We start from the raw sequence: 19345 nt of genomic DNA, 5'->3' as shown, positions 1-19345 counted from the left end.
CGGTTCAGACGAGTTCGACATGAGAGCGCGATCACATCGCCGGTTTGGCCAGCCCGGTACCGTTGGGGGCGTGCACATCAGCCTGAGCAGCGACTTCGCCGACGCGGTCCCGGAAATGGCCGTCTCCTGGGAGGCGGTCCCGGTCCCCGAACCGGAACTGCTCGCCCTCAACGAGCCGCTCGCGAAGGAGCTCGGTCTCGATTCCACCTGGCTGCGTTCTTCCGACGGCCTGTCGTTTCTGGTGGGAAACGCGGCTCCCGGATTCGCCCAGGCCTACGCGGGACACCAGTTCGGCGGCTACTCCCCCCGGCTCGGCGACGGCAGGGCCCTGCTGCTCGGCGAGCTCACCGACACCGACGGCCGGCTGCGCGACCTGCACCTGAAGGGCTCCGGCCGCACCCCGTTCGCCCGCGGCGGCGACGGACTGGCCGCCATCGGCCCGATGCTGCGCGAGTACGTCCTGAGCGAGGCGATGCACGCCCTCGGCATCCCGACGACCCGTTCGCTGGCGGTGGTCGCGACCGGCGGCGTCGTCCAGCGCGACGAGCCCCTGGCCGGTGCCGTCCTGACCCGTGTGGCCGCCTCGCACCTGCGCGTCGGCAGCTTCCAGTACGCCCGCAACACCGGCGACCACGACCTGCTGCGCCGCCTCGCCGACCACGCCATCGCCCGCCACCACCCCGGCAGCACCTACCTGGAGCTGTTCGGTCAGGTGGTAGCCGCTCAGGCATCGTTGGTCGCCCAGTGGATGCTCGTCGGCTTCATCCACGGCGTCATGAACACCGACAACATGACGATCTCCGGCGAGACCATCGACTACGGCCCGTGCGCGTTCATGGAGGCCTACGACCCGAAGACGAAGTACAGCTCCATCGACCACCGCGGCCGCTATGCCTACGGCAACCAGCCGATCATCGCCGAGTGGAACCTCGCCCGCCTCGCCGAGGCACTGCTGCCGTTGTTCGACACCGACGAGGACAAGGCGGTCGCACTGGCGGTCGAGACGCTCGGCACGTTCGACGAGCACTTCGAACGTGCCTGGATCCAGGGCATGCAGGCCAAGCTCGGCGTCTCCGGCGACGTGAAGCCGCTGCTCAAGGACCTGCTCACGCTCATGCACACCGACCACGTCGACTTCACGTCGTTCTTCCACGCGCTCAGCGGGGCGGCCCGTGCCGACGCGGAGCCGGCGCGGTCGCTGTTCCTCGACCTGGCCGGGATCGACGCCTGGATCGCGCGCTGGCGTGAACTCGGACCGGACGCCGACGCGATGGACCGGGTCAACCCCGTCTACGTGCCGCGCAACCATCTCGTGGAAGAGGCCCTCGCCGCGGGGTCCGACGGCGACCTCGGCCCGTTGGAACGCCTGCTCGACGCCGTGACGAACCCCTACGGTGAGCGCGCGGGGCTGGAGCACTACGCTTCCCCGGCACCACAGGACTTCAGCGCCACCTACCAGACCTTCTGCGGGACCTGATGAAGCTGCAGCCGATCGGCCACGTCGAATCACCGCTCACCGACCGCTCCTCCGCGCCCAAGCAGGGCGACGAGGGCGCGCCGGACGCCTGGCTCGTCTTCGCGCCGGAGTACGCGCGGGCGATGGCCGAACTCAAAGCCGGCGACGACGTCCTCGTGCTGACCTGGCTCGACCGCGCGGACCGGTCCGTGCTGACCGTCCATCCGCGCAGCGACCCCGATCGCCCGGAGACCGGCGTCTTCTCGACCCGGTCACCGGACCGGCCGAACCCCATCGGCCTGCACCGGGTCCAGATCCTCGCCGTCGACGGGTTCAAGGTGCACGTCGCCCACCTCGAAGCCCTCGACGGCACCCCGATCGTCGACGTCAAACCCGTGCTGGGCACCGAACGCTGATTCGAAGGCAGGCGAAATCTGGTGCGCGGGACCGGAAGCGGGGTACCCGGCGGGCATGAGTCAGCCAGTACCGCCTTCTGAACCGGTGCCGACGACGCCGGGTCCGGACCAGCCCCGGCCGACCGGTCCCGACCAGCCGCAGCCACCGGGACCGGACCCGGACCCCCTGCGGCCGCCAGGACCCGACCCGGATCCGTTGCCGCCGATGCCGAAACCGATCTAGCCGAAAAACGTCGCCCCAGCACGTTTGAACGGCAAACGTGCTGGGTACAAGCCTCGTGCCCCATCCGGACCGACTCTGGAGCGGACATGCTCAGCCGTCAGGAACAGCAGCGGCTCGTCGAGATCGAGCAGCGGTTGCGGGCCTCCGAACCCGACCTGGCCCGCGCACTGCGCGAGGGTCCCCGTGCGCGACGGAGCCTGTTTCAGCGGGTGATGGCCGTCCTCACCCTGTTCTTCAGGAGGCCACCGGAATCGCGTGCGTGACAGCCGCGTTCGGCGGTGCCTCCGCACGGTTCCAGTGCATGCGTGACCACGGCAGGTCCATGTCCGAGAGCGTGGTGATCTGCCGGGGCCGCAGATCCTCCGGCGCGGGCGCCTCCGCGTGCCGCGAATAGGCCGCGTCGACGTACCGATGCCCGGTGTCCGGGGCGAGCACGACCACGTGACGTTCCGGATCGAGCCGTTGCTCCCACCGTGCGGCCAGGTAGGCCGCTCCCGCCGACAGGCCGGCGAAGATCGCGTGTTCACGTAGCAGCGCCACGCTGCCGGACAGCGCGGCGTCGAAGCCGAACCAGTGCACCGTGTCGTAGAGCGTGTGGTCGACGTTCCCGAACGGGATCGAGCTGCCGATCCCGGCGATGATGATCTCCGGGTCGTGCACGTGCTCGCTGCCGAAGGTGACACTGTCGAACGGTTGCACGCCAACGAGTTCCACGCTCGGATCGGTCTCGCGGAGATAGGTCGTCAGCGCGCCGGTCGACGCTCCGGTGCCCACGCCACCCACCACGGACAGCCGGTCGCAGGAGATGTGCTCCCGGATGAGGTCGGCGATCGGCCGGTAACCGCGGTAGTGGACGTCGTCGTGGTACTGGCGCATCCAGTGGTGCCGCGGGTGGTCGCGCAGGATCTCCCGGACCCGCGCCACCCGGCGGCTCTGGTCGAGCTTCAGGCTGGCGCACGGCGGCATGGGCTCGACGGTCGCGCCGAGGATCTCCAACTGGGTGTGCAGGGTCTTGTCGACGGTCGTGGAAGCGATGATGTGGCAGTGCAGGCCGTAGCGGTGGCACGCGAGCGCCAGGGCGTGCGCGTAGATGCCGCTGGAGCTGTCGACCAGGGTGTCCCCGTGCGCGATGGTGCCGCGTTCGAGGAGGTAGCGGACGGCTTCGAGGGCCGAGGCGACCTTCATCGTCTCGAAGCGCAGGCAGAGGGTGCGGGAGTCGAGACGTACCAGGGCGGGGCGGCTGAGGGCGTCCGCGATGTGACAGTCGATGTGGTGGTCCACGTCTTCTCTCATGTTCGGGCTCGGTAGCGGTACAGCGCGGTCTCGTCGGCGCTGAACTGGGAGAACGGGAACGGTTCCGCCGAGAGCGCGGTGACCCCGGCGCCGAGGAAGTGGCGGGCGACGGCGCTCGCGGTCTGGGCGTAGACCACCAGCGGGACGTCCCTTTCCTGGCAGGAGCGCAGGATCTCGTCGAACGTGCCGTTGCCGATCGTCATGCCGGTCGCGACGACCGCGTCCGCGACGCCGAGCACGTCCCGCATGTCCGGGGTCACCGGATCGCCCCACTGGGTGGTGCGCAACGACAGGTCGCACGGCAGGCACTCGGCGCCGCGTTCACGGATGGCGGCGACCAGCGGGTTCACCACGCCGATCAACGCGACCTTGGCGCCGCGTTCGACGTCGAGCAGGCCGGCGACGGCGGCGTCCCTGGCCTTCGCCCGCTCTTCCGGGGTTCCCGCCGGGAGCACGACTCGTTCCGCGTCCGAAGTCCGGTGTGGACGGACGTGTCCGAGGTAGGCGTCGAGCGCCGCCACGCGCACCGGTGCCGGCGCCTCGGTGAGCAGCCGGGCGATCGGGGCGCCGGAGTAGTTCGCGCACACCGCCGGGTCGGCCTCGCCTTCCGCGAACGCACAGGCACCGAACGCGTCGCCGACGCGGACCAGCACGTACTGGTTGCGGTAGGTGACGTCACCGCCAGCCAGCCGAGTGCCGTGATGGACCCAGAACACGCTGGTGGCAGGCAGTTCCCCGGGATCAGGGCCGTGTCTTCCGGCCAGCACCCCCGCTGTCAGATCGTCCACAGTGGTCACGAACATCCCCCTTCTCAGCGGACCGGCTCGCGGTAGCCGACGGCCAGGTGGCCCAGGCTGTCGCGGCCGATCTCGGCGTCCACGTCGAACACGTCGCGCAGCAGCGGCGCGGTGAGCACGTCTTCCGCGAGCCCCTCCGCGACCACGGTGCCGCCGTGCATCAGGACCAGCCGGTCGCAGTAGCGCGCGGCCAGCGCGAGGTCGTGCAGCGCGACGACGACCGTTTGCGGCGTGCGGCTCGCCAGTTCCATCAGTTCGAGCTGGTGGCGCACGTCCAGGTGGTTGGTGGGCTCGTCCAGCAGCAGTCCCGCCGTGCGTTGCGCCAGCGCGCGGGCGAGGTGGGTGCGCTGGCGTTCGCCGCCGGACAGCTGTTTCCACGGCCGATCCGCCAGTTCCACGAGGTCGAGCCGGTCCAGCGCCGCCGTGACGATCTCGTGGTCGGTGGCGTCCGGGCCGCGCCACCGCGACCGGTGGACGGTGCGGCCCAGCATGGCCACCTCGGACACGCGCAAATCGCTGTCGGTGTCGGCCGTCTGCTCGACGAACGCCATCTTGCGCGCTCTCTCGCGAGCAGGCCACGACCCGATTTCCACGCCGTCGTAGCGCACCACGCCGTCGGTCGGCGTGCGCAGACCGGCAATGCACCGCAGCAGCGACGACTTGCCGGAGCCGTTCGGCCCGATCAGCCCGACGGTCTCCCCCGGCCGCACCGCCAGGCTCACGTCGCGGACGATGGTCTTGCCCGGCACGCCCCAGCTCAGCCGTTCGACGTCGATCCTCACAGCTCACCCCGCTTGCGCAGGACCAGCAGGAAGAGCGGCACCCCGATCAGCGCGGTGAACACGCCCACCGGCACCTCCAGCGGCGAGAACACGACGCGGGTGAGGGCGTCCGTCCAGACCAGGAACACCGCGCCAGCCACGGCCGAGAGCGGCAACAGCCTGCGGTGCGACGGCCCCACCAGGAACCGGACGCCGTGCGGCACGATCAGCCCGACGAACCCGACCGCTCCCACCGCGGCCACCGCGACGGCGGTCAGCACCGACGTGGTCACCAGGAGGACCGCCCTCGTGGTGCGGACGTCGATGCCGAGCGACGACGCGGTGTCGGTCCCGAACGCGAACCCGTCCAGCGCCGCGGAAGACAGCCACACCACCAGCAGGCCGGCCACCAGGACGACAGCGCACACCGCGACGGAGGTCCACCGGGCCGACGCGAGCGACCCGAGCAGCCAGTTGGTGATGGCACGGATGCTGTCGGAGTCACCGGACGACAGCAGGATCAACGACGTGAGCGCCGCGAACAGCTGACCCACGACCACACCGGTGAGCACGATCCGTGACGAGTCCAGGCCGGTGCGCCTGAGCAGCAGCATCAGCAACCCGAACGCCACCAGCGCGCCGACCAGTGCCCCGCCGGTCACGCCGAGCTGGGATCCCGCGAACCCGAGCACCACCACGACCACCGCGCCGGTCGAGGCACCGGACGACACCCCGAGCAGGTACGGATCCGCGAGCGAGTTGCGCGTGACGCTCTGCAGCACCGCGCCGCACACCGCGAGCGCCGCGCCGACGAGCGCCGCGAGCAGCACCCTCGGCAGTCTCAGGTCCCAGATCAGCGAGTCGAGCAGCCGTGGCAGCGGAACGACCGGAAGCCCCAGTCGTCCGCCGACGGACCTGCCAATCTCTGGCCAACTCGCGGACACTCCTGTGCGGACGGCGAGTACCAGCGAGACGATCAGGATCGCGAGACTCAGCACCGTCAGGAGCACGCTCTTGTCACGTCGAACGGGAGCCACCGAAACCTCGACGACAGGATCGAGGACAGCGGCCTCAGCCACGGCCGTCGATCCTGTCGAGTCCGGCGCCGAACGCCCGCAGCGCGTCGACCGTGCGGACCGACGGGTCCATCTCGATGCCGTTCAGTTCGATGATCTTGTTCTCCCGCACCGCTTTCAGCTGCGAGACGGCCGGGTGCTCGCGCATCATCGCGAGCTTCTCGGCGGCCTTGTCACCGAGGTTTCCGCGCTCGGACAGGTCGCCGATCACGATGACGTCGGGGTCGCGGCGCGCGATCTCCTCCCAGGAGGCCTCCGGCCATTCCTGGCTCAGGTCGTCGAAGACGTTGGTGACACCGGCGATCTTGCTCATCTGGCTGGGCATGCCGTCCTTGCCCGCCACGTACGGGACGCCCTTGAAGACCGAGTAGACCCAGACGACCTTGACGGGATCCCGTTTCACCGCTTGGACTTCGGCGACCGTCCTGCGTTGCTCTGCGGCGAGCTGGTTCGCCTTCCCGGTCACGCCGAAGATCTTCCCGAGGTTCTCGTAGTCGCGGAACAGCCGTTCGAACGCAGGGGTTGTGCCGTCCGGGCAGTTCACCGCGCTCACGAACGTCGGCACGCCAAGGGCTTCGAGCTCGTCGCGCGTGCCGGCACGGTCAGCGGTGAAGAGCTCTCTGAACCCCGAGACGACGACATCGGGATTGGCCGCTCGCAACGGTTCCGAGGTGAGGATCTTCGGCGACAGCACGGGGATCTTCGCGTAGGCGTCGGCGTACTTGGGCGACACCTTGGTCTTGACGTTCGCCGTTCCTGCCATGCGGTCCTGGAGTCCCAGCGCCAGCAACGTTTCCGTGGAGGACTGGTCCAGCGCCACCGCCCGCTGCGGTGTGCCGGTGAACGTCAGTTGCTTGCCGCAGCTGTCCAGCACCACCGACTGAGCCGTTGGCGCCTGGGCGCCTCCCGGGGTGGCACAGCCGGCGGCGAGCACCGCGACCAGCGCCAGGCCGAGCCGGGCGGGGTGTGACATCGGATCCTCCAGTTAGTTCTGCGAACGACCTCCGCTACTGTAACGACAATCATTTTCAAATCAACCCCGTCGAAAGGTCGAGCGCGTGGTCCACGACACAGTGCGCAGCCCGTCCGTGTTGCGCAGCACCCAGTTCCTCCGCCTCTGGACGGCGACCACCGCGTCGGGCATCGCGACCTGGGCGCTCCCGTTCGTGCTGGGCCTGGCGGTGCTCTCCCGCTCGCTGACCGCCGTCGAACTGGGCATCCTGCTCGCCGCGCGCACCGCCGGTTTCCTCGCCGCGGTCCCGATCAGCGGCGTGCTAGCAGACCGCTACGCCCGCCGCCAGGTGGTGCTGTGGTCCGGCCTGATCTCCGCGGCCGCCGCCCCGGTCCTCGCTGTCTTCGTGGGCAACTCACTGGTGCTGGCGGCGATCGCGGCCATCGCGATGGGCGCGGGCCAGGGCGCGTGCCGTCCGGCGTTCTCGGCGCTGACCGCCGAGGTGGTCGAGCCGGACCAACGCCAGCAGGCCAACGCGGCGATGACCATGTCGATCCGGGTGACAACGCTGGTGGCACCGGGTCTGACCGCGTTGCTCGCCCTCGTGGTCAACACCCAGGGTCTTCTGCTGGGCATCGGCGCCCTGTGGCTCGCGGCCGCCCTCATGCCCCCTGCCGGTACCGGAAGCGTGGCGCCTCCGAGCGGTGCGGGATTCGTGACCGAGTTCCTGGACGGCGTGCGCGAAGCCCGCAGGCACCCGTGGTTCCTGGCCGGCCTGGGCGCGCTCTCGGCGGTGATCGCCACCGGCTACTCGGCGACCGGCGTGATCCTCCCCCTGGTCAGCCGCGACCGCTACGGCACGGAAGCCGTGCTCGCGGGCGCCCTGACCGCCTACACGCTCGGCGCACTGGCCGGCGCGGTGCTGATGGCCCGCTGGCGCCCCCGCGCCGCCGGGTGGACCGGGCTCTTCGGCCTCGCGCTGTACGGGTTCGCGCCGCTGGTCCTGCTGCTGCCGGTGCACCCGGTCGTCGTGATCGCCGTGTACGCGATCGCCGGGCTCGGCATCGACCTGTTCAACGTGCCGTGGTTCACCGCGACACAGCGCGAGGTCGAGCCCTCGAAGCTCGCCCGCGTGTCCTCTTTGGACTTCCTGATGTCCTACGGCCTGGCGCCGATCGGCCTGGCGCTCATCGCTCCGGCCGTCACGGCGTACGGAGCGGGCGCGGTGCTGATCGCCTGCTCGGTGATCTGCTTCGCCGCGCCCGCTCTGGCCGCTCTGGTGCCGTCGTCCCGTGACTTCGGAACGCCTGAGAAGGCCTAGGAACCGGCCTTCTGCAGCTCGTTCTTCAACTGCTTCTTGCTCATGCTCGCCGCGTTGCTCACCCCGAGGTTCTTCGCCTGGATCAGCAGTTCCTCGCGCGTCGCCTGGCCGGGCAGCTCACCGAGGTGCTCGGCCCGGCTGCTCGCGAACCGTTCCCCGAGCTGGTGGCGGCGTTCCGCGCTGAGCCGCTTGCGCATGCCGGGAAGGACCGTCTTCTCCTCTTCCTCGACGTGGTGGGAGACCGCGTCCACGACCCTCTTCAGCGCCGTGACGTACTGCGGGGAGTCCCAGTCGCAGTCCAGGAGCTCGGCGAGCAGTCTCTCGGCCTCGGCGTGCTCCTCCTGGCTGTGCTCGACCTCGTCGGTCTCGCCTGCCTCCTTGATGGCGATCGGGTAGACCTCGGCCTCCTCGGCGCGGCTGTGGGCGACGAGCAGGCCGCACATCACCGGGGTGAGCAGTGGCCGTTTCTCCGGGTGGTTCTCGAGCTCGTCGAACAGGCGCTCGACCTCGCGGTGGTCCTGCATGATCAGGTCGACGACGTCGTACTGCACGGCGGTCCTCCTACTGGTTCCTGGGATAGCGGGTGTTGATCGGGGCGACGCCGCGTCGTCCGATCCGGCCGATGGCCACGCCGAACCCGGCGACCACGGCGACGGCCACGACGGAGCCGATGACGATCGACCACGTGAGGCCTGCGTTCAGCAGCCCCGACGCCGCACCGGCGACGGCGCCGGCGACGAGACCGTTGACGAGGTTCACGAGCCCGGCGACGGTCAGCGCGGTGCCGATCAGGCGCGGCCGCCGGGCCTTGCGCCAGCCGGTCTGGCCGGCGTCCGCCTCGACGGCCGCGGTGTCGTCGTGCACCTGACGGACGAAGACGTCCTTCGTGGACGGTTCGAGGTCGCTGTAGACATGCCGGATCCGGTTGATCCCCAGACCTGCCTGCACGTCCTCGATGACCAGCTCGACCGCGCGGAACAGCGTGGCGAGCCCGATCAGGAACAGGCTGCTGAAGATGACCAGCACCAGTGTCAGCAACACCTCGAGGGGGACCACCTGGGCGACGAAGCCAAGCGCGATCATCGACGCGGAGATCGTGGAGAGCAGGTGGCCCGCCCTGCCGGTCGCGTCGGCGATGTTCGCGGTGCGCACCATCTGGAGCGTGTAATGCTCGGTGGTGAGGATCGTCAGCGCCGAGGTCTTGTCCATTTCCGGCACGTCAGCGTCCCAGCGCGTTCGCGAGCTCCTTCTTCGTCATCGTGGAGCGGCCCTTGATGTTCTTCTTCTTGGCCTCGTTGTAGAGCTGCTCCTTCGTGGGGCCCTTCGGCCTGTTCGTGCCCGACCGCTGCCCGCCGCGCTTCTGCGGCGACGTGTCCTTGACGGACGATCGGCTGGCGGTCTTGGACTCCCCGGACTGGGCGCGGTTCTTGTTCACCGTGCGCGCGGCGATCTCCTTCGCGCGCTTCGGCGAGGCACCGCGGTCCTCGGCGGAGTCCTTGATGTGCTTGTACTGGCGTTCACGTTTCGCGTTCGATCCCGCTGGCATCACGACCTCCTGGTTCGAGCTGAACCGCGAATACCCCCGGTCACAGCGGTTCACACACCGCCTCGCATGCACACGACCCGGATGGGTGCTCGTCGGTGACGAGGACCGGAGGTGCTGGAACCGGGGTCCGCGGCCGGGCCGAGCCGCTCCGGCACCGACGAGGGTCACGAGTGGCCGGAGAACACCGGCCGCACGACGGCCGCCAACCTGCGCGCCGTCGCCCTGGCCCTGGCCGAGCGCCCGATCCGCGCCTGAGCGAACGCGACCAGCGCGCCGATGACCAGGCCTCCCAGCACGTCACTGGGCCAGTGCACGCGGGTGCGCAGACGGCTGTACGCGACGAGGAGAACCACCGGCGCCACGAACACGGCCGTTCCGCTGTCCTCCAACGCGGTGGCCGTGCCGAAAGCGGCGGCCGTCACCGCGTGCTTGGACGGGAAGGACGAGGAGTCCGGGTGTTCCGGTAAGGCCTGCCGCGCGGGCATGTTCGCGGCCTGCGGTCTCCGCCGATGCACCACCAGGCTCACCAGGTGGCCCACCGGCATCGCGACGGCCGCGGCGAGCAGCCCTCGCTTGGCCGCCTTTCCCTTGCCCGCCAGCGTGAGCAGACCGGCGACGGGCACCCACAGAGCGCCACCTCGTGCGGTGACGCTCGCCGCGATCAGGACCGGAGAAGGCCGATCCGTGGGCAGTTCCTCTTCGATCTCCTCGTCACCGTTCATCGCCAGGAAGTTCCCTCACCAGCCACGATCGCAAACTCCGGAATCGGCAGAACGGACAAATTACCCGTAAATGCGCGAATCGAATCGGGTCGGCAAAGGGGGTCTGGTTCATTCAAACAATGCCGGGGACCACCTGTGCGGCAACGGGTGCGGCTGCGACATCGCGGTCAAGGACGGCCAGCCCGCGTGCCACCCCGACATCGACCTGTGCGGTGGAGGACATCGCCATGCCGTTGTCCTCCACCGCCCGGCGTGGCCGCCGCACCCGTGCTGAGGGTGCAGCCTCACCGTTCTCCGCTTAGATCCACGCGCAGAACGCCACCGCGCTGCACGAAGGACTCGGGCAGCCACGGCTGGTCCACCTCGCGGCCGTTCCACCTGGCGCCCTGGACGTAGATGTCCGGGGCGCCGGGCGCGAAGATCGTGATGTTGCGCTGGGCGATCCGGGCCTTCGGGAACATCGGGCTGGACAGGTGCAGTTCGGCGCCGCTGGGCGTGCGCGGGTACAGACCGAGCGCGGCGAAGACGTACCAGGCGGACATCGTGCCGAGGTCGTCGTTGCCGGGCAGGCCGGACGGGCCGGTGCGGTAGACCAGTCGCGCCATCGCCCGGACGGTTTCCTGGGTCTGGTGCGGGCGGCCGAGCTCGTTGTAGATCCACGGGGTGTGGATGCCGGGCTCGTTCGTCGGGTCGTACCTCAGTGCGTCGCCGCCGGTCGCCCACGAGCCGTCCACGCGGTGGAAGAACGCGTCGAGCCTGGTGGCGGCGGTGTCCTTGCCGCCCATCGCCTCGGCCAGCCCGGCGACGTCGTGCGGGACCATCCACGTGTAGGTGGCGCTGCTGCCCTGCGCGAAGCCCTGGTCGGAGGCCGGGTTGAACGGGGTCACCCAGGTGCCGTCGGCCTTGCGGGCCTGCTGGTAGCCGGTGGCGGGGTTGAAGGTGTTGCGCCACCAGCCCGCGCGCTTCCGCAGTTCCTCGCTGGGACGGCCGAGGCGTCGCGCCAGGTCGGCCAGCGCCTGGTCGGCCACGGAGTCTTCCAACGTCTCCGCGGCGCCGCCCCAGCAGTGGCAGGTGTCCTGCGGGGCGTAACCGAGGCGCAGGTATTCGGCGAGGTTGGGGCGCTGGCCCTCGCACTGGCCGGGGCAACCCTTGTCGGACAGACCGTCCGGGTGCGGAACCGTGGCCTGGCGCAGCAACGAGTCGTAGGCCGCGCGCACGTTGAAGTCCTTGGCGCCCATCGCGTACATGCCCGCGATCGCCGGTGCGGACGGGTCGCCCGTCATGACGTGCGTCGGGCCGTTGACGTGCACCCAGCGGTCCCAGACGCCGCCGTTCTGCCAGGCGAGGTTCAGCAACGACTGGGCGTAGTCGCTCGCGACCCGTGGTTCGAGGAACGCCAGGAGCTGGGTGTGAGCCCGGTACTGGTCCCAGCCGGAGAAGTTGCCGTACTGGGCTTTCTGGCCCGGTGCGAGCCGGCGGACCTGACGATCGCTGCCCAGGTAGGTGCCGTCGACGTCGCTGGCCACGTTCGGCTGCAGGAACGCGTGGTAGAGCGCCGTGTAGAAGATCGTCCGCTCGTCGGCCGTGCCACCGTCGATCTCAACCGCGCGCAGCTGCTTCGCCCAGGCCTGCCGGGCGTCCTTCGCGACGTCGGCCACGGTGGCGCGCTTCGGGATCTCCGCCGCGAGGTTGCGCTTGGCGGCTTCCGCGCTGGTGTAGGAGATGCCGATGCGCGTCGTCACCTTGGTGTCCGCAAAGGACACATAACCGCCGGAACCCCTGCCCGCGCGCGCACTTCCGGTCAGGTAGCCCTCGCCGCCCGTCGCGGTCGTCGTGCCCGGCCTGAGCTCGCTGTTGACCCACGTGCCGTACGCCGTGATGGGACGGTCGAACGACGCCGTGAAGTACAGGCGGTAGTAGGTCTTCTGGTTGTTCACGCCACCGTTCGCGCGCCTGCCGCAGAACGCGCCGGTGAGCACCGAGCCCGAGACCGTGCCGCTCGCCGGGTCGATGGTGATCTCGGCGTCCTCGCTGCCGTTGAGCGAGTTCGAGGTGCGGAACAGCAGCGAACCCGTGTCGCTCGCGGGATAGGTGAACTCGCCGATGCCCGCCCGCGTCGTCACGGACAGGTCCGCTTTCGCGCCGGACTTCAGGCCCACCCGGTACCGGCCGGGTTCGGCGATCTCGTCGGCGTGCGCGAAATCGCTGGCGTAGACTTGGTCCTTCGTGTCGGCGGTCGGCGAGGTCGTGATCTCACCGACGTGCGGCATGATCGGCACGTCCCCCGCCGCGCCGGGGTGACAGCCCGCGCCGTTGACGTGGGTGAGGCTGAAGCCGCGCACCCGCGTGGCGTCGTAGGCGTAACCGTTGGCGGCGCCCGTGTTCGTCTGGTCGCCTCGGGTCGACGTCGGGCTCCACGAGATCATCCCGAACGGCCGTACGGCACCCGGATAGGTGTTGCCGCCGCCCGCCGAGCCGATCAACGGGTCGACGTACCTCGTGTCGTCTCTCACCGCCGCGCTCACGGGAGTCGCCAGCGCGGCGGTGAGGACAGTGACCAGGATGATCGGGAGCGCTCTCACGTCCCGGGACAGTAACCGGTTTCTAGTAAACGCAGGGTGGCCGGTAACCGTCGATTTTCAGCCCTTGGAACTCCAGGTCGTTCTTCGTCTTGCCGACGAAGACCAGGCCACGGGCGTCGTCGAGCGCCTCTGCGAGCGGGTAGGCGGGCTTGCCGAGCTCGGGCAAGGTTGTCCACTTGTCAGGGTTGAAGCTGAAGAACTTCCTGACCAGCTTGCCCTGAGTGGACGGGATCTTAGTGACCCATTTGTCACCGCCGCTCCAGTGCGACGCGGGCCGCAGCTGGACGTGGAGGTCGTTGGTGGCGCGGTAGGTCATCCAGAAGCCGTGCGACTTCGAGAGGTCGGCCTGGGCCTCGAACTTGTTGCCCAGCCACACGACCATGACGGCCCAGTCGTCGGCGAGGAACTTGATCTTCGCCGTGTGATCGTGCCGGTTCCTCGGCACGAGGATGCTGCCGGTCGCGGGCTCGGTGGCGCCTTCGCCACTGGCGATCCACTGCTGCAACCGGTCGATGGACGGTGTCCCGCACTCGCTGCCGTGCGAAGCGGTGGCCGCGGTCGTCGAGCCGAGGGTGGACATCAGCGCGCACGCGATCACCGCGACGCGGCCGAGCGTCGAATTCAAGCGCATCTGGCGGACCGTAGCGGATAATGGTCTGAACCATTGCGTTCACCGTTGACCGCATTACCTGGACAGCGGATTGTGAGCGTGTCTCGTGATGGCCAGAGTTGCGTCGTGCGCCCCGCCAGATCGCTTGGATTCATAGGTGTCGTAACGATTTTCTCCCTCCAACTGTCCTCTCCGGCGGCCGCCGGCCCGCGCGGCTGCCCGACGTCGATCGACGACCGGACGTTCGCTTCCGCCGTCTCGTTGCGCGAGTCGAACGCCCAGATGGCCGGGTTCGGCGTCCGCGCCACCGGCAGCCCCGCCCACCACCGCCTGATCTCCTGGCTGGAACGCCACGTCTCCCGGCTTCCCGGCATGTCCGTGCGCTCCGAACGCTTCCCCATCACGCGCTGGCAGCCGGGCCCTGGTTTCCTCGTCTCCGACGGCGTGGTGCCAGTCGCGGGTGCCATCCCCTACTCCGCTCCGGGTCTGCGGTCCGGTGAACTGGTCCACCTGCCCACCGGCACGCCGATCACCGCCGCCAACGCGCGTGGCAAGGTCGTGCTGCGCGACTTCCCCGCCGTCGACCGCGGCTACTTCGCCGAACCCCTGCTGGACCGCGACATGGTCGACGCGGGCGTCGCCGGAGCCGCCGGAGTCGTCATCGCCTTCCCGTTCCCGCACGAGCAGGTGCGGGGCTACTGGGATCCGCACCTCGGCACGCACTACCGCGTGCCCGGCGTGTTCGTCGGCTCCGACGCGGCGCTGAAGCTGCAGGTCGGCCACCGCACGACGATCGGCGTGCTGGCAGGGCGTTTCCCGGGGTCGACGCGCTCGTTGATCGCCACCCTGCCGGGACTGAGCAGCGAGCGGATCGTCATCGACACCAACACCGACGGCGTGGGCTGGGTGCAGGAGAACGGAACCGTCGCACTCCTCGCCCTGGCCGACCACCTCGCCCGGCTGCCGCTGCGCTGCCGGCCGCGCACGATCGAGTTCGTCTTCGCGACCGGCCACCTGCACCGCCCGGCGGAAGGCAGCGAGTTCCGCGCGCGAGCCCTGGATGCCGAGTACGACCAGGGTTCCGTCGCGTTCGCGTTCGTGCTGGAACACCTCGGCACGCGGGAGTTCCTGCCCAGCGCGGGTTCCCTGCGACCAACGGGCGCGGCCGAGTTCTCGGGCTGGTTCGCAGGCAGTCCCGTGCTCGCCCGAGCCGCCGCCACGGCGCTGGCCGGACGCGCGGTGGACCGCACTTTCGTGTTGCCCGGCAGCGATGTTCCGGTGCCGGGCCGGGCGCCGCCGCAGTGCTCGTTCGGTGGCATCGGCACGCACTTCCACTCGCACCTGATCCCGACGATGGCGATGATCTCCGGGCCGTGGACGCTCTGGGCGCCGTCGTTCGGCGCCGCTGCCGTCGACCACGAACGGATGCGGAGCCAGGTGCTGGCCGCGGGCGACGCCGTGCTCGCGCTGGGCGGAGTGCCTCGCGACGAGATCGCCGGGCCCTACCTGGGCTTGCGGCAGGCACGCACGGATGGCGCGCCGACCTGTTCGCACGAACTGCCGCCCGAGTGGGCGCCTAGAAGATGATCGAGGCCTGCACCGGCAGGTGGTCGGACGGGAACTGGCCGTCCCGGTGGTAGGTGTTGATCGCGGCGGCCTGGATCGCGGCGCCACGGGTGAGGATCCAGTCGATGCGCGGGCCGTCCGGGATGAGCGGTCCGTAGCCGTGGAACGTCCCGTACGCCGGCGTGGTCCGCGACCCCGCGAGCCACGTGTCGGTCAGCCCGTTGGTCAGGGTGCAGTAGGTGGGTGAGGCGGCCGGGGCGTTGAAGTCGCCGGTGAGCACCACCGGCAACGTGAAGGCGTTGATCCGGTCGCGCACGAACTCGGCGCTGCGCAGGCGGGAGTTCTCCGACTCGTGGTCGAAGTGCGTGTTGACGGCCACGAACTGCTTGCCCGTCAAGCGGTCCGCGAACCGGACCCACGTGACCATGCGGATGACGTTGTTGCCCCACGACCTCGAACCCACGACGTGCGGTGTGGCGGAGAGCCAGTGGTGGTCGAACTCGAGCGGCTCCAGCCGGAGCGTGTCGAAGAAGACCGTCATGAACTCGTCGTGGCTGCCGCCCGCACGGCCGAGCCCGATCCAGTCGTAGTGGCCGGGCAGGTCGTGCGCGATGTCGCGCAGCTGGCCGTAGAGCCCTTCCTGGGTGCCTAACAACGCCGGCCGTTCGTTGAGCAGCAGCTGGGCCATCACCGGGCGCCGCGCGACCCACGAGTTCGGCTCGGTGTTCGAGGCGTACCGCAGGTTGAACGACATGACGCGCAGGGGATCCACCTTGCCGATCATGGCACAGGCCTGTGCTGTGACTCTCACAGCACAGGCCCGCGTTCTCGCTATGCCGGCGCGTAACCGGTGGGGCGGCTGGTGAACGAGCCGCGGCCTTGTGTCCGGCTGCGCAACCTCGTCACGTAACCGAACATCTCCGCCAACGGCACGCTCGCCGTCACCACCGTCGTGCCCGTCCTGGCTGCGGAGCCGAGGATCCGGCCCCGGCGCGCGGCCAGGTCACCGAGCACGCCGCCGAGGTAGTCGTCCGGAACGGTGACCGTGACCTCGGCGATCGGTTCGAGCAACGTCATCGCGCCCGCCTTGAGCGCCTCGCGGAGCCCGAGCCGGCCCGCCGTGCGGAACGCCATCTCCGAGGAGTCCTTGACGTGCGTGGACCCGTCGGTGAGCGTCACCCGCAGCCCGGTCACCGGGTGGCCGAGCGGGCCCTCGCCGAGCGCGTCCCGGCAGCCCTGTTCGACCGCGCGGACGAACTCCTGCGGCACCCGCCCGCCGGTGACCGCCGACCGGAACTCGAACCCGGTCTCCAGCGGTTCGGTGGTGATGACGATGTGGGCGAACTGTCCCGAACCTCCGTCCTGCTTCACGTGCCGGTAGACGAATCCCGTGACGCCCGCAGCGAGCGTTTCGCGGTAGGAGACGCGGGGCCGTCCCATGGTGATCTCGATGCGGTGGTTCGTGCGCGCCTTCTCCACCGCGACCTCCAGGTGCAGCTCACCCAGGCCGGACAACACCGTCTGGCCGGTCTCGGGGTCCGTCCTGACCTGCAGCGACGGGTCCTCGTCGACCAGATGCGCCAACGCTTCCGTGAGGCGTGCGTTGTCCGCGCTGGTCTTCGTTTCGACCGCCACCGACACGACCGGATCGGCCGAGACCGGAGGTTCCAGCAGCAGCGGAGCCGTTGGCGCGCAAAGGGTTGTCCCCGTGCGAGCCGACTTCAGCCCCACCAGTGCCACGATGTCGCCCGCGACGGCCTGGTCGACCGGCGTGTGCCGATCGGCCTGGACGCGCAGGATCCGGCCGATGCGCTCGGCCCGTCCCGCCACGCTGACCGTCTCTCCTTTGTGGAGGGTGCCGGAGTAGACGCGGACGTAGGTCAACCGCCCGTTGGGAGTGGCGTTCACCTTGAACACCAACGCCGCGAACGGTTCGTCCGGGTCCGGCCGCCGTTCCTGGCCGTCGACGCCCCGCACCGGCGGAACGTCCACAGGGGACGGCAGGTACGCGATCACCGCGTCCAACAACGGTTCGACACCCCGGTTCCGGTACGCCGAGCCGCACAGCACGACGGTGCCGGCACCCTGGCGGGTCAGTTCCCGCAACGCCTTCCGCAACGTCTCATCGGACAAACCTCCAGTGAAGAACTCCTCCAGCGCGTCCGGATGCAGCTCCGCCACCGTCTCCTCCAGGAGGCGACGACGCCGTTGTGCCTCCGCCATCAGTGTTTCCGGTACGGGACTTTCCTCGAACGAGTCTTCCCAGGTCAGCGCACGCATGCGGACCAGGTCGACGACGCCGGTGAACCCGTCCTCCGCGCCAATCGGCAGCTGCACCACGAACGGAACGGTGTGCAGCCGCGTGCGGATGGACTCCACGGCGTGGTCGAGGTCCGCGCCCGCCCGGTCGAGCTTGTTGACGAACGCGATCCGCGGCACGCCGTGCCGGTCGGCCTGCCGCCACACCGACTCGCTCTGCGGTTCGACACCCGCGACCCCGTCGAACACCGCGACAGCCCCGTCCAGCACGCGCAGCGCCCGTTCGACCTCGTCGGAGAAGTCGACGTGCCCTGGCGTGTCGATGAGGTTGATCCGGTGCCCGTCCCACGTGCAGCTGACGGCCGCGGCGAAGATCGTGATGCCGCGATCGCGCTCCTGCGGGTCGAAGTCGGTGACGGTGGTGCCGTCGTGGACCTCGCCGCGCTTGTAGGTGGTGCCGGTGGCGAACAGGACGCGTTCGGTGAGCGTGGTCTTGCCGGCGTCGACGTGGGCGAGGATGCCCAGGTTGCGGACGGCGTTCAGCGTGGTCGTGCGCATGGCTCAGTGCCTTTTCGGTGCGAAAGGACTACAGGTCAGCGCGATGAGCCGACGAACGCCTCAGCGGGGTTCGTCAGACACTCCGGTGCCCGGCGCGCAGCGGGCAGCCGGGGTGCGGAGACACGAGGATCACGTCGAAACGGGACGGGAGGACGGCAGCGGTGCGCATGGCCGGTCTCCTCTCGTCGCTCGCCCGGTGATGGTGATCGTGGGATGTTGATCGTGGAGTGTAGACGGACGAAAGCTCATACGACAGCGGTTTGGCGAATCAGGAGCGCCTGAACCTGGCCCGCGACAGCACCAACCGCGTCCACCTCCTGCTGATCGCGGAACACGTCGCCGAGCTCGAACGAGAGCTTCGGGTTCACGACCGCGTCGCGAACCCACCACTCGACGACCTTCTCCGCCGCCGCCTGCGACTCCCACTGCCCTGGCACACCCGACCCCGCTTCCACTCCTTCGTTCCGGGTGGGAAGTGCAACAGATCGGTGGCGGCGACGTTCGCGACCACGCACCACCCCAGGAGTTCGTCCACCGTCACAGTCTGACCAGGAACAGCACTTCGACGCCTGCCGTTTTAAGGGGTATGCGTCTGTGTTTGCTCGGTGACTCCATCGCCGCCGGTGTTGGCAGCACCCGCCGCGAGGACACGCTCGGCCCGTTGCTCGCCGCCCGCCTCCGTGCGGCCGGGCACGCCGTCGACCTGAGCGTGCACGCCGTACCGGGTGCGCGCTCGGCAGACCTGCGTGCGCAGGTGCGGGCCGCGGTGGCGAGCGGAGTGGACATCGCTGTGGTGGTGATCGGGGCGAACGACCTGACCAGGTTCATCCCCGCGCACGTCGGTGCACAGCAGCTGCACGACGCGGTCGCGGAGCTGCGCCTGGCGGGCGCCGAGGTCGTGGTCAGCACCGCGCCCGACCTGAGCGTCGTCGCCCACGTGCCGCCCGCGTTGCGCGACGTCGTGTCGGCCGTGAGCCGGGACTACGCCCAGGTGCAGCAGCAGGCCGTCATCCGGGCCGGCGGCGTGGTCGCCCACGTCGAACGCGTTGTCACACCGCGGTTCGCCGCGGATCCCTCGCTCTTCGCCGCGGACCGCTTCCACCCGTCCGCCGCCGGCTACCGCGAGATCGTCGAGGCACTCGCGCCCGCGGTCGAGGCGGTCGCGACGCGGCATCACGCCTGAGCGATTGCGATCACGGGCCGCGCG

At 69.8% G+C, this 19345-nt stretch carries 21 protein-coding genes; 6 read left to right on the top strand and 15 right to left on the bottom strand.

The window, feature by feature from the left end:
• The first annotated feature begins 70 nt into the window (after positions 1 to 70).
• The 3 genes from SK803_RS02955 (at position 71) to SK803_RS02945 (ending at position 2358) form a co-directional block, all read left to right on the top strand.
• A complete protein-coding gene (locus SK803_RS02955; RefSeq protein ID WP_319964153.1) occupies positions 71 to 1477 on the top strand; it encodes a protein adenylyltransferase SelO in 1407 nt (468 codons plus the stop codon).
• On the top strand, positions 1477 to 1872 hold the full coding sequence (gene tsaA / locus SK803_RS02950) for a tRNA (N6-threonylcarbamoyladenosine(37)-N6)-methyltransferase TrmO (protein WP_319964152.1): 396 nt from the start codon (positions 1477 to 1479) through the stop codon (positions 1870 to 1872). Before SK803_RS02955 ends, tsaA begins: the two co-directional genes overlap by 1 nt.
• Positions 1873 to 2181: 309 nt before the next feature.
• Positions 2182 to 2358 carry a DUF3040 domain-containing protein gene (locus SK803_RS02945; protein ID WP_319964151.1) on the top strand — a complete coding sequence of 59 codons (177 nt, stop codon included), beginning with the start codon at positions 2182 to 2184 and terminating at the stop codon, positions 2356 to 2358.
• Here the strand turns inward: SK803_RS02945 and SK803_RS02940 are convergent.
• The 5 genes from SK803_RS02940 to SK803_RS02920 are packed head-to-tail and all read right to left on the bottom strand — an operon-like array spanning position 2330 to position 6995.
• Positions 2330 to 3388 carry a pyridoxal-phosphate dependent enzyme gene (locus SK803_RS02940; protein ID WP_319964150.1) on the bottom strand — a complete coding sequence of 353 codons (1059 nt, stop codon included), beginning with the start codon at positions 3386 to 3388 and terminating at the stop codon, positions 2330 to 2332. The two genes, SK803_RS02945 and SK803_RS02940, sit on opposite strands and share 29 nt — an antisense overlap.
• On the bottom strand, positions 3385 to 4185 hold the full coding sequence (locus SK803_RS02935) for a Rossmann-like domain-containing protein (RefSeq protein ID WP_319964149.1): 801 nt from the start codon (positions 4183 to 4185) through the stop codon (positions 3385 to 3387). Before SK803_RS02935 ends, SK803_RS02940 begins: the two co-directional genes overlap by 4 nt.
• A gap of 14 nt (positions 4186 to 4199) precedes the next feature.
• The gene (locus SK803_RS02930) at positions 4200 to 4967 is read right to left on the bottom strand and encodes an ABC transporter ATP-binding protein (protein ID WP_319964148.1); all 768 of its coding nucleotides are present in this window, start codon (positions 4965 to 4967) and stop codon (positions 4200 to 4202) included.
• Positions 4964 to 6025, bottom strand: coding sequence for a FecCD family ABC transporter permease (locus SK803_RS02925; RefSeq protein ID WP_319964147.1), 1062 nt, complete (start codon positions 6023 to 6025; stop codon positions 4964 to 4966). The genes SK803_RS02930 and SK803_RS02925 overlap by 4 nt, the downstream gene beginning before the upstream one ends.
• The gene (locus SK803_RS02920) at positions 6018 to 6995 is read right to left on the bottom strand and encodes an ABC transporter substrate-binding protein (RefSeq protein WP_319964146.1); all 978 of its coding nucleotides are present in this window, start codon (positions 6993 to 6995) and stop codon (positions 6018 to 6020) included. The genes SK803_RS02925 and SK803_RS02920 overlap by 8 nt, the downstream gene beginning before the upstream one ends.
• An 85-nt stretch (positions 6996 to 7080) precedes the next feature.
• Here SK803_RS02920 and SK803_RS02915 point away from each other — a divergent pair, with 85 nt between their 5' ends.
• On the top strand, positions 7081 to 8295 hold the full coding sequence (locus SK803_RS02915) for an MFS transporter (protein ID WP_319964145.1): 1215 nt from the start codon (positions 7081 to 7083) through the stop codon (positions 8293 to 8295).
• Here SK803_RS02915 and SK803_RS02910 read toward each other — a convergent pair.
• From SK803_RS02910 to SK803_RS02880, 7 genes are all read right to left on the bottom strand, one after another.
• Positions 8292 to 8846, bottom strand: coding sequence for a hemerythrin domain-containing protein (locus tag SK803_RS02910; RefSeq protein ID WP_319964144.1), 555 nt, complete (start codon positions 8844 to 8846; stop codon positions 8292 to 8294). The genes SK803_RS02915 and SK803_RS02910 overlap by 4 nt on opposite strands.
• Before the next feature lie 10 nt (positions 8847 to 8856).
• The gene (locus SK803_RS02905) at positions 8857 to 9504 is read right to left on the bottom strand and encodes a hypothetical protein (RefSeq protein ID WP_319964143.1); all 648 of its coding nucleotides are present in this window, start codon (positions 9502 to 9504) and stop codon (positions 8857 to 8859) included.
• A gap of 10 nt (positions 9505 to 9514) precedes the next feature.
• Complete coding sequence (locus tag SK803_RS02900) at positions 9515 to 9841, bottom strand: plasmid stabilization protein (protein WP_319964142.1); 327 nt, start codon at positions 9839 to 9841, stop codon at positions 9515 to 9517.
• 164 nt (positions 9842 to 10005) lie between these two features.
• Positions 10006 to 10563: a phosphatase PAP2 family protein gene (locus tag SK803_RS02895; protein WP_319964141.1), complete on the bottom strand. Its 558-nt coding sequence runs from the start codon at positions 10561 to 10563 to the stop codon at positions 10006 to 10008.
• A gap of 112 nt (positions 10564 to 10675) precedes the next feature.
• Positions 10676 to 10828, bottom strand: coding sequence for a hypothetical protein (locus tag SK803_RS02890; RefSeq protein ID WP_319964140.1), 153 nt, complete (start codon positions 10826 to 10828; stop codon positions 10676 to 10678).
• A 19-nt stretch (positions 10829 to 10847) separates the two neighbouring features.
• Complete coding sequence (locus SK803_RS02885; protein ID WP_319964139.1) at positions 10848 to 13145, bottom strand: GH92 family glycosyl hydrolase; 2298 nt, start codon at positions 13143 to 13145, stop codon at positions 10848 to 10850.
• A gap of 22 nt (positions 13146 to 13167) precedes the next feature.
• Positions 13168 to 13776 (bottom strand): hypothetical protein, encoded by a 609-nt coding sequence (locus SK803_RS02880; protein WP_406601471.1) that lies wholly within the window; start codon positions 13774 to 13776, stop codon positions 13168 to 13170.
• Positions 13777 to 13881: 105 nt separating this feature from the next.
• Here SK803_RS02880 and SK803_RS02875 point away from each other — a divergent pair, with 105 nt between their 5' ends.
• Positions 13882 to 15342, top strand: coding sequence for a hypothetical protein (locus SK803_RS02875; RefSeq protein ID WP_319964138.1), 1461 nt, complete (start codon positions 13882 to 13884; stop codon positions 15340 to 15342).
• Here SK803_RS02875 and SK803_RS02870 read toward each other — a convergent pair.
• The 3 genes from SK803_RS02870 to SK803_RS02860 form a co-directional block, all read right to left on the bottom strand.
• Positions 15332 to 16093: an endonuclease/exonuclease/phosphatase family protein gene (locus SK803_RS02870; protein ID WP_319964137.1), complete on the bottom strand. Its 762-nt coding sequence runs from the start codon at positions 16091 to 16093 to the stop codon at positions 15332 to 15334. The genes SK803_RS02875 and SK803_RS02870 overlap by 11 nt on opposite strands.
• A 59-nt stretch (positions 16094 to 16152) precedes the next feature.
• Complete coding sequence (gene fusA / locus SK803_RS02865; protein ID WP_319964136.1) at positions 16153 to 18138, bottom strand: elongation factor G; 1986 nt, start codon at positions 18136 to 18138, stop codon at positions 16153 to 16155.
• Between the two features lie 245 nt (positions 18139 to 18383).
• Positions 18384 to 18575 (bottom strand): hypothetical protein, encoded by a 192-nt coding sequence (locus tag SK803_RS02860; protein ID WP_319964135.1) that lies wholly within the window; start codon positions 18573 to 18575, stop codon positions 18384 to 18386.
• Between the two features lie 149 nt (positions 18576 to 18724).
• Between SK803_RS02860 and SK803_RS02855 the strand changes: the two genes are divergently transcribed.
• Entirely contained in the window at positions 18725 to 19321 is a 597-nt protein-coding gene (locus tag SK803_RS02855) for an SGNH/GDSL hydrolase family protein (RefSeq protein ID WP_319964134.1), read from the top strand.
• The last annotated feature ends 24 nt before the right edge of the window (positions 19322 to 19345 follow it).

It is taken from the genome of Lentzea miocenica, assembly GCF_033949945.1.
Taxonomy (GTDB): Bacteria; Actinomycetota; Actinomycetes; order Mycobacteriales; family Pseudonocardiaceae; genus Lentzea; species Lentzea miocenica.
Note: the sequence above shows the minus strand (reverse complement) of the source record. Positions and strands in the feature narration are given on the sequence as shown.